The organism is Kitasatospora sp. NPDC127121 (assembly GCF_042677305.1).
GTDB lineage: Bacteria > Actinomycetota > Actinomycetes > Streptomycetales > Streptomycetaceae > Kitasatospora.
In genome coordinates this window covers 20,042-28,945 of record NZ_JBHXTQ010000013.1, presented here as the reverse complement: position 1 = coordinate 28,945, position 8,904 = coordinate 20,042, and the positions used below count along the sequence as shown (strand labels likewise).

The 8,904-nt window shown below is 64.3% G+C and carries 11 protein-coding genes and 1 pseudogene; 7 read left to right on the top strand and 5 right to left on the bottom strand.

The features are described from left to right. Nucleotides 1-123: 123 nt before the first annotated feature. A complete protein-coding gene (locus ACFVHI_RS09920; protein ID WP_380337473.1) occupies nucleotides 124-543 on the top strand; it encodes an NUDIX domain-containing protein in 420 nt (139 codons plus the stop codon). Between the two features lie 130 nt (nucleotides 544-673). Here the strand turns inward: ACFVHI_RS09920 and ACFVHI_RS09915 are convergent, their stop codons facing one another. Continuing rightward, a complete protein-coding gene (locus ACFVHI_RS09915; RefSeq protein ID WP_063347395.1) occupies nucleotides 674-1,003 on the bottom strand; it encodes a hypothetical protein in 330 nt (109 codons plus the stop codon). 334 nt (nucleotides 1,004-1,337) lie between these two features. Between ACFVHI_RS09915 and ACFVHI_RS09910 the strand changes: the two genes are divergently transcribed. Together ACFVHI_RS09910 and ACFVHI_RS09905 are read left to right on the top strand one after the other, a co-directional pair. Continuing rightward, nucleotides 1,338-2,513: a macrolide family glycosyltransferase gene (locus ACFVHI_RS09910; protein ID WP_063347396.1), complete on the top strand. Its 1,176-nt coding sequence runs from the start codon at nucleotides 1,338-1,340 to the stop codon at nucleotides 2,511-2,513. A 103-nt stretch (nucleotides 2,514-2,616) separates the two neighbouring features. Further along, nucleotides 2,617-3,264 carry a M15 family metallopeptidase gene (locus ACFVHI_RS09905; protein WP_063347397.1) on the top strand — a complete coding sequence of 216 codons (648 nt, stop codon included), beginning with the start codon at nucleotides 2,617-2,619 and terminating at the stop codon, nucleotides 3,262-3,264. Between the two features lie 124 nt (nucleotides 3,265-3,388). Here the strand turns inward: ACFVHI_RS09905 and ACFVHI_RS09900 are convergent. Both ACFVHI_RS09900 and ACFVHI_RS09895 read right to left on the bottom strand, forming a co-directional pair. Then, a pseudogene (locus ACFVHI_RS09900) lies at nucleotides 3,389-3,541 on the bottom strand (antibiotic biosynthesis monooxygenase); the annotation flags it as partial. A 222-nt stretch (nucleotides 3,542-3,763) separates the two neighbouring features. After that, nucleotides 3,764-6,172, bottom strand: a complete 2,409-nt coding sequence (locus ACFVHI_RS09895; RefSeq protein ID WP_079135555.1) for a restriction endonuclease — start codon at nucleotides 6,170-6,172, stop codon at nucleotides 3,764-3,766. A 57-nt stretch (nucleotides 6,173-6,229) separates the two neighbouring features. Between ACFVHI_RS09895 and ACFVHI_RS09890 the strand changes: the two genes are divergently transcribed. Continuing rightward, nucleotides 6,230-6,619 carry a creatininase family protein gene (locus ACFVHI_RS09890; protein WP_063347399.1) on the top strand — a complete coding sequence of 130 codons (390 nt, stop codon included), beginning with the start codon at nucleotides 6,230-6,232 and terminating at the stop codon, nucleotides 6,617-6,619. A 71-nt stretch (nucleotides 6,620-6,690) separates the two neighbouring features. Here ACFVHI_RS09890 and ACFVHI_RS09885 read toward each other — a convergent pair whose 3' ends face one another. Continuing rightward, nucleotides 6,691-7,020, bottom strand: coding sequence for an antibiotic biosynthesis monooxygenase (locus ACFVHI_RS09885; protein WP_063347400.1), 330 nt, complete (start codon nucleotides 7,018-7,020; stop codon nucleotides 6,691-6,693). 142 nt (nucleotides 7,021-7,162) lie between these two features. Between ACFVHI_RS09885 and ACFVHI_RS09880 the strand changes: the two genes are divergently transcribed. The 3 genes from ACFVHI_RS09880 to ACFVHI_RS09870 are packed head-to-tail and all read left to right on the top strand — an operon-like array spanning nucleotide 7,163 to nucleotide 8,216. After that, on the top strand, nucleotides 7,163-7,399 hold the full coding sequence (locus ACFVHI_RS09880; protein WP_063347401.1) for a hypothetical protein: 237 nt from the start codon (nucleotides 7,163-7,165) through the stop codon (nucleotides 7,397-7,399). Between the two features lie 27 nt (nucleotides 7,400-7,426). After that, the gene (locus ACFVHI_RS09875) at nucleotides 7,427-8,095 is read left to right on the top strand and encodes a recombinase family protein (RefSeq protein WP_279634889.1); all 669 of its coding nucleotides are present in this window, start codon (nucleotides 7,427-7,429) and stop codon (nucleotides 8,093-8,095) included. Further along, nucleotides 7,992-8,216, top strand: coding sequence for a recombinase family protein (locus ACFVHI_RS09870; RefSeq protein WP_279634890.1), 225 nt, complete (start codon nucleotides 7,992-7,994; stop codon nucleotides 8,214-8,216). Before ACFVHI_RS09875 ends, ACFVHI_RS09870 begins: the two co-directional genes overlap by 104 nt. 135 nt (nucleotides 8,217-8,351) lie before the next feature. On the opposite strand, the gene ACFVHI_RS09865 is transcribed toward ACFVHI_RS09870, so the two are convergent. After that, a complete protein-coding gene (locus ACFVHI_RS09865; RefSeq protein ID WP_063347403.1) occupies nucleotides 8,352-8,645 on the bottom strand; it encodes a hypothetical protein in 294 nt (97 codons plus the stop codon). Nucleotides 8,646-8,904 lie beyond the last annotated feature (259 nt).

Here is an 8,904-nt window from a genome sequence, read left to right as displayed (position 1 = left end):
CTTAAATCTTTCGGGCCCCCCCCGGTCATCCCGCCCCGCGGGGGTGGGGCCCCCGACCACACACGACGCCCCCCCCCCCACTCCCCGCACGAAGCCCTGGCCCGGCCGCGCACCGCCGCCGGTGTGCTGTTCTTCGACGAGGAGAACCGCATCCTCCTCGTGAAGCCGACCTACAAGCCCGGTTGGGAGATCCCTGGCGGCTACCTGCATGAGGGCGAGACCCCGAGCGAGGGCGCGGCCCGGGAAGTCAGGGAAGAACTCGGCATCACACCGCCGATCGGCCGCCTGCTCGTCGCCGACTGGGCACCCCACCCCGCCGAGGGCGACAAGCTCCTCTTCGTCTTCGACGGAGGGGTTCTCCCGACCGCCGAACTCGACCGCATCACCGTCGACCAGGTCGAGATCGGCGAACACTCCTTTCACCACGTCGACCGGCTCGACGGGCTCCTCATCCCCCGGCTCGCCCGCCGAGTCCGCGCCGCATACGCCGCCCGGACACAGGGCGAGACCGCGTACCTTGAGCACGGCACGCCGCACGCATAAACCAAGGGCCTCTGCGGCAACACCTTTCAAGAGGCACCGAGCCGTCGCGACTCGATACGGCAAGCTTGCTGTCCGCCACGAAGTGACCGCACCGATCGCAACCATCGACGAGTGGCCACGACCGGCTCGGTCATCGTTCGACGCCCGGCTCGTACAAAGGCAGGAAGTGGATGACCGGTTCCTCATACGGATGAGCCGCGCGCACTGCTCGCAGCACCGCCTCGGCCTGCTCGGCATCGCAGACGGATTCGACCCTGCTCTCCTCGCCCTGCTGCACTTCGCCCACTTCACCGTCGTAGGGCCGAGAACCAGGCAAGGGCCTCCATGTTCCCGTGACCCGCCAGGTGCTGGCGCACCGGGCGTAGTCGCCGACCCGCCCCGCGCCGGCCGCTTGGAGAGCATCGATCACCTTCTCGACATGACTCTCCGGGACAGATATCTCGATCTTCAAACGCGCCATCCCCGGACCCTAACAACCAGCGCCGGCCCACACTTTCGCGACAAGCTCTGGATCCCGGAACCCAGCCGGCCCGCGAGGCGGCAGCTCCGCGCCGCCCCCGAGATCGCGCAGTGTCTACTCGGCCGTGGACGTGCGCCATGAGGGCGGCCTCACCCCGACCGACCCGTCTCGCGACCCTCCATGTGATCCTCCGCACCGGCCGATCTTCGGCCGAACCCCACCCCCCGTCACCGCAACGATCGCCAACGTTACGTACTGTTCTGAAAGGCGAGTTGACGATGAGTCAGCTCGTCGAACGCAGGACGCCTAGCGACATACGAGGAGAGGGCCCGACATGTCCCGACCAGCACACATCGCCATGGTGAACATCCCGGCGCACGGCCACGTCAACCCCAGCCTGGAGGTGGTGCGGGAGCTCGTCGCCCGCGGCCATCGGGTCAGCTATGTCAACGACCCGTCGTTCGCCGAGCAGATCGAGTCCACCGGCGCCCGACTCGTGCCCCACGACACGACCCTGTCGATCGTCAAGGGCGGGGTCGACCCCAACATCGGGGCCGGCGTGCACACCATGATCTTCGAGGAGGCGCAGGCGATGCTGCCGCGCCTGCGCGAGGCCTTCCACGACGACCGGCCCGACCTCGTCCTGTACGACTTCATGGCGTACGCGGGCCGGGCGCTGGCCGACGGCTGGGGCGTGCCGTCCATGCTGATCTCGCCGTCAATGATCATCCGGGAGGACTCCCACCTGGCGCGCTTCGAGATGGCGCGGGAGGCCTTGGAGGCGGACAAGATCCCGGAGCGGTTCGCGCAGTGGCTCGCCGACAACGGCGTGCCGGCGGGCGACCCGTTCGGGTACATGCTGCGCCCGGATCGCGGGCTGGCGCTCATCCCGCAGGTGCTCCAGCCCGAGATCGAGCTGGTCGATCCCCAGATCTTCTCCTTCGCCGGGCCCTGCCTCGGCGCCCGCGAGCACCAGGGCGGCTGGACCCGTCCGGAGGGCGCGCAGAAGGTGCTGCTGGTCTCGCTCGGCTCCACCTTCACCCACCAGCCCGACTTCTACCGCGCGTGCCTGGAGGCCTTCGGCGACCTGCCCGGCTGGCACGTCGTGCTCCAGGTCGGCCAGGCAACCGACCCGGCCGAACTGGGTACGATCCCGGCCAACATCGAAGTGCACCAGTGGGTGCCGCAGTTCGCCGTACTCCAGCAGGCCGACGCATTCGTGACCCACGCCGGAATGGGCGGGTGCAGCGAGGGCCTGTACTGCGGGCTGCCGATGGTCGCGGTGCCGCAGGCCGCCGACCAGTTCGACAACGCGGACCGGCTGGTCGAACTCGGCGTCGCCCGCCGACTGGACACCGCGCAGGCCACCCCGGAGGCGCTGCGCTCCGCCGTACTGGAGCTGACCGGCGACCCGGCCGTGGCGTCCCGGCTGGACGAGCTCAGCCGCGAGGTCCGCGCCGGCGGCAGCGCGGCCAGGGCCGCCGACCTGGTCGAGGCCGCCCTCGTCTGAACCACCCGTCCGTCCGCCACCGCCCCAACACCCGGGGCGGTGGCGGACACCCCACCGGCCGTCGCGGCGCGCACCGTCATTCCCTCCTCCCCAGGAGACCCTGTTGACCGAGATCATCCTCATGTCCGACCCACAGGTGGCTGCCCTCCCCATCCAGGACTGCGGCGACCGCCTCCTGGACGTCCGCGAGCACGAGCTCCTCCTGGACGACCGCAAGCGCGACGACGCCGGGGCGTTCGCCCACCTGCGGTCCGGCGTGCTCGACCGGCTCCTCGACGCCCAATCGCACCTCCCGGACGGCCTGCGGCTGCTCTTCGTCGAGGGCTATCGCCCGCCGGCCCTTCAGCGCCGCTACTTCGACGAGTACGCCGCCGAGTTGCGCACCGCACACCCGGACTGGCCGGCCGCACAGCTCCGATCGGCCGCGAGCCGCTACGTCTCCCCGCCCGAGATCGCACCACACAGCGCCGGCGCCGCCGTCGACCTCACCCTGGCCGACGCCGACGGCCACGAACTCGACCTCGGCACCCGGATCAACGCCAGCCCGGAAGAAAGCGCCGGCGCCTGCTACACCGACGCCGCCCACCTCTCCCCCGAAGCCCGCACCAACCGGCAACTCCTCAGCCACACCCTCACCCGCGCCGGCCTCGTCAACTACCCCACCGAGTGGTGGCACTGGTCCTACGGAGACCGCTACTGGGCCCTCACAACCGGCGCACCCGCCGCCCTCTACGGCCCCGAACACCTGTAACCCTCACGCAGCCGCCCTCCTACGCCCGCCGCAAGCTCCGCCCGACCCGCCGACGACATGACGGGCCACCCAGAGCGCCCCGGGGCTCGGAAGCCCCGGGGCGCATCGGTCACTCGGTGAGGCGTCAGGCCTTGGGGCCGGCGGACTGGACGACCTCGAAGGACCAGAGGGTGGAGCCGGAGGCGGCGGGGCGCTTGGGGGCCTGCATCCACGCTTTGAAATCCTCCTCGCTGTGCTGGCGGGTGTAGACGAGGTACTGGTCGGCGCCCTCGACGGGGCAGCACCTCTTCGGATGTATCTTGCGCCGATGGCCGAACACCTGGTTACTCGCGCCCGTTGGGGTGATCTGACAAGGCAGAACTGGGCCGGGCCGTTTCTCGTTTAAGGTGCCCGCCGACTTAGCTTTCGCAGTAGTCAAGGAATCTAACTCGGGCAGCTAACCGTAAGGGCGACGGCTCCCTCCCCACCTCCCAAATCGGCGAGATCTCCCGGAGCGAATTTAGTTCCCTTTCTCATTTGAGAGAGTTGCAAAAAGGTCGTCAATGGGGTCAAGCCGGGCGAAATGATCCTCTCGAAGAGCACTTACACTCCCTCTGCCTGGCCAGTCCAACGATTCCCAACCCTCGCCCTCTTGAGAATAATCATCAGGTTCCATATCCCCCCGAAGGAGCAGAATCCGTTCTGCCAGAAATTCGACAGCCAGGCCGGGCGGATGCCCAAATACGGCAATTGCATATTCAAGATTCGACGCCACCTCCACGCATTCCTCAAGGTTGTTTATACGCGCAGCCTCGGCACGATCCCAGCCTGCTGCGAAAGTTGCAAAACTTTGACGAATCTTGGCCTCAACGATGGCAGAATCGCGAACCTCAGGTAAATCAATCTCGGTAAGCAATTCCAGGGCATCGCAGTAATCCTCCGGCGACTGAGCACAGGAAAGTACTTTTACAGCAAAAGAATTCCGTGCCACAGTCACGGCAGGCCAGGCAGAGGCGTAGTTCGCCAGCAGGCGCAATAGGCTGACAAATAGGCCGCAATCCATCTCCGAATCAGCGAGATCTTCTTTTGCGAGGAGGGCAATATTCTGGCAGGCGCTTTTGATGAAAATAGGTCGCGTAATATATTTCCCAGACTGAGCGGCAGCCCTCAACGTAAACTCGTATCGTTTCAGGGAGTCGCTTGGCTTTCTTCTATGCCCGCTCCCGTCTTGCTCCCAGACCGACGACGGGGCTTCCACCAACCTCTCCATCGATTCAACGATATTGCGCCTGACATTCGGACCCAACCCTGGTAGCAGCGCCTTTCGCGCAGTTCCGGTCGCGAAGCCATGAGACCAGTGGTAAATGTTTGCTGCCTGTTCGAAGAAAGCGCATCCCCGAATGACTTGCGCGAGCTCCTCGGGGTGGGCCACCAGGTAAGAGGTAACGTAGTCAACGAACGACGGATTGGCAAAACGCACCATGACTAATTGATGGTTTAGTGCAGGGCCACCTTCTTGGATACTCGGGCCAGAGCTCCTAGAAATCTCTACGAACGTTCCCTCCAGCCTCTTAAGGGAGATCCTCAACTGGCGCGTATCCGTCTTCGCTCCACCGTAAGTGGAGGCCTCATAAGCCTGCAGAGAATCGACGAAGTCGCCGAGTTCTATCTCATCGCGAAACGTTGACAAAATCAGTAGAGCATCTCTCTCCAAACGTGAAAGCTGATGATCGAATATCTGCTCCCACAGGTCCCGAGGATTCTCAAGAGCCACCATAAAGCATTCATACAACTCCTGCTCCGGCGCCTCAGAAGCGCCAAAGTTTGAGCATATAAGCTCAATCAGGCGTGGATTAAAGTTCGCGTGATCGATGATCCTTCTATATCCTCGGTGAGTAATAATCGATGCCGTGGCGTTTGCCGGAAGGTTGGAAAAGTGAAGATGATTGTAGAGGATCTGCGCCTTTTGGTGGCGCGTATATTTGGCCAGGTCGAGGATGATTTTCCCATGCTTAAATGCAGAAACTCGCTGCAGAGGCTCATGCACTAGGCGAGCTTGCGCGAGAATATACTCTCGGGTCGTCATAATGAGTCGCTTCGTGGCATCTTGCCGAATGCGCTCAATTATCATCGATAGACGACTGTCCTCGTTTTTGTTGAGCGATCCAGATAGCGTATTCTGGCCGAGAAAATCGTCATACAGAAATACCTGTTTTCTTTCAGGCTTCCATGCCCGATCCACATCTGAGACATCTTCTGATGCCAGATTGATCTCCCACCCCTCGCCCGAGAGGCGGAGGAGCAACGTCTCCGCGAGGGTGGTCTTACCGATTCCCGGAGATCCTGATATTATGCACACATGGCATGAGTTGAGAATTTCTCTTGCCCTCCCGAACGCTTCACTATGGACATATATCTTCCGCCGTCGAACAATACTGTCGACAATGCTTGAGTTTCGGGCGTACAGGTCCGATTTCACCAGGTGCTCAAGCACGGCTGCCGAGGTAATCCAAAGCTTGAAGTTGTCTAGCTCGACCCTCGGGTGTCTCCGTAGTAGATTTTCCAGGTCGTCGACAGCAAAAATGTCACTCTGGTCAAGATCTACTCCATCAAAGATCCTGACAATCTCATCCTTGTTTGATCGCGTGAGAGAGGCGGATGTTGCAAGGATATATCTGCACGAGAATTTGCCGCTTACTTTCTCCGCCTCCCTTTCCAGCTGGGCCTTAATTTGAGCATAAGTCCTATTGGGGGAATGCTTGCACTGGACGATTATTGATTCTTTTCCATTTCGGTGAAGGCGAATATCTACGCCACCGTCCCGCCCTTGAGGGAAGGTCTCCATTCGGACGCCAAATTCGGCCTGGAGAAGGTCTCGAACTAAGACCTCAAAATCATAAGGGGAAAGATCTGAATAGTTGCGCGCCATGTCGCCACTATGCCATCAATTAGGCGCCTGCATGAGGGAATGGAAAAATAGCCGGATATGCAGCTTTTCAGTCTCCGGCGTCGCCTCCAGATTCACAAGGCCAACACCTCCGGCCCGCGCGTCGCCCTCTTCCCGGTCCGCGAGGACTGGCACCAGGCCCGCGAGGCGGCGGGCCTGGTGAGCAGCGGCGCCGAGGACATGCACGGTGGCGAGTTGGAGGTGTCGCTCCTCCTCCACGGCGCCCCGGAGCTCATCCGCGACGGCATCGAGCAGGACGACCATTCCGCCCCCGAGCGCCCGCACCTGCTCACGCTCGGCATGACCGGGTACACGAAGAACGGCATCATCGGGCAGCCCTCCCTCGGAACGGCGGCGAAGGGCCGCGCCCTCCTCGACAGCCTGTCCCGGTCTGCTGCCGCGCATCTCTCGATCCTCGCGGGCGGCTGAGAGGCACTTCGGGCCCTTCCCCTGCTGGGGAAGGGCCCGAAGGGAAAAGCGAACAACCGCGAAGTGAGGCGTCAGGCCTTGGGGCCGGCGGACTGGACGACCTCGAAGGACCAGAGGGTGGAACCGGAGGCGGCGGGGCGCTTGGGGGCCTCGCCCTCCGGGGCGGCGGGGCGGTGGGCGGCCTGCATGGGGCCCTCCATCCACACCTTGAAATCCTCCTCGCTGCGCCAGCGGGTGTAGACGAGGTACTGGTCGGTGCCCTCGACGGGACGGAGGAGCTCGAACCACTCGAAGCCGTCCGAGTTCTCCACCGCGCCGGCGCGGGAGGCGAAGCGCTGCTCCAGGACCTCCCGCTGCTCGGCGGGAACCGTCAGTACGTTGATCTTGACGACGCTACTCACATGACACCTCTCATCACTAGGCCCTCTACCTGGGCACCTAACCTTGACCACGTGCGAGCAGTCTCCTACATACGACAGTCAAAGAAGCGTGAGGACGACTCTCAAGCTTCGCCCGGCTGCCCAGCGAACGAAGACCGAAGCCTTGATTCTCGCGAAGGGCTGGGAGAGCAACGGCCACTTCGAAGACGTCGGCAAGTCGGGCTGGGACCTCTGGGAGAAGCAGCGCAACGGCCGTAACGGGTCGCTGGTGGCCAAGCTCCAAGGAGCCCGGCTCGTGCTGTCCAGCGAGAGGACGGCCGCCCGCCTGGACGAAGCGTTCGTGAAGCTCTTCACCGCCGCCGACCTGCTCACCTCGCACCAGAAGTACAAGCCCGCGTAAGACTTCACACCGACCGCTCTGCTCATCATGTCCGGCAACGACAAGCCCACGATCCGAGGCACCGACGAAGACATCTGGCGGCGCTTCCGCTGCGTCCCGTGGGACGAGTCGTTCATCGGAAGGGAGGACAAGGGATTCAAGGGCCGCCTACTGGCCGAAGCGGAAGGCATAGCGGCTTGGGCCGTCCGGGGCGCCGCCGAGTGGTTCGAGCACGGCCTGAACGAGCAGGAACGAGTCACCAGGGCTACCGGCGAATACCGGGAGGAGTCCGACCCGTTCGCCGACTGGGTGGCGGCCAACTTCGAAGCAGCGCCGGACGGCTTCGTGCCGAACAGCGAGATCAAGCAGCGGGCAGAGCGGATGCACCCGAAGCTCCCCGGACAGGCGCAAGCGTGGTCCAAGGACTACGTCCGCCCCGGCGACACCCTGTGCGTGTGGAAGCTGGACCGGTTCGCCCGGCCGCTGATTGACCTCGTGACCATGGTGGACGCCCTCACGGCGCGCGGGGTCGGATTCAATGTCCTCACGGGCGCTGGCCAGCATCGACCCGAACACCCCGGACGGCCGTCTCATGCTTCAGGTCGTCGGCGCGATGGCGGAGTTCGAGCGCTCGTTGGTCAAGGACCGCACGAAGGCCGGTCTCGCTGCCGCCAAAGCTCAGGGTCGGACTGGTGGTCGGCCGTCCGTGATCAGTGAGGACAGGTTGACCATTGCCCGCGCCCGCCCCGCCAAGGGGGAGAGCGTGAGCAGCATCGCGAAGGCGCTCGGGATCAGTCGGGCGACGCTGTACCGGCACTTGGAGGACTCCGAGTCGTAGCCGCCGCGCCTGCCGTGGGAGCCGTCTGCCCCCGCTGTGGGTGGACGGCTCTTTCGCCCTCTCTGGCGTCTGCCATCTTGACAGCACGATGCCCCGGTACGGGCTCTGAGAGGTCCGTACCGGGGCGGCGCCAGTTCACCAGCGCGAGCAGAGGTAGTCCACCACAGGCGCCAACCGGGTGGTGGCGGACGTGGGCCCAGCCGTGTACGCCGCGAGAGCAATCCCGGCGCCATCCACGACCGTGAGCCCCGCTGGAATGGCCGTCCCGCCGCTGACGACAACGACGGGCTGACCGTCCCGGTACTCGATCGACAGTGTGCCGATATCCTCGGGCTTGACCTGATCGGCCGGGACCAGCACGGGTTCGGCCGTCCCGGGCGTGAGCTTGATCGGGGCCGGGCCCTTTGAGTTGGGCGTGGTCTCGGGCATGACTGTCTCCTCACTGGCCGGCTCGCTGCCGACGCGCCTGGACCTTCCCATGACTGTCCGTCACCAAACCATCGCCGTTCTGATCGCTCGTCCGGCCGGCTGGGCGGGGCGCTCCGGAAGTTTCCGGCCGTGGCCGCCAACGGTCCCGACCCCAGCTCGAAGCACGCGCCCTGAGTGTGATGCCGTTTCCAGACCCAAGATTCGCCAACTGGGATGCGGCCCGACGAGGTGGTCGCCATGACCCGCGAGGCGTGGGCGG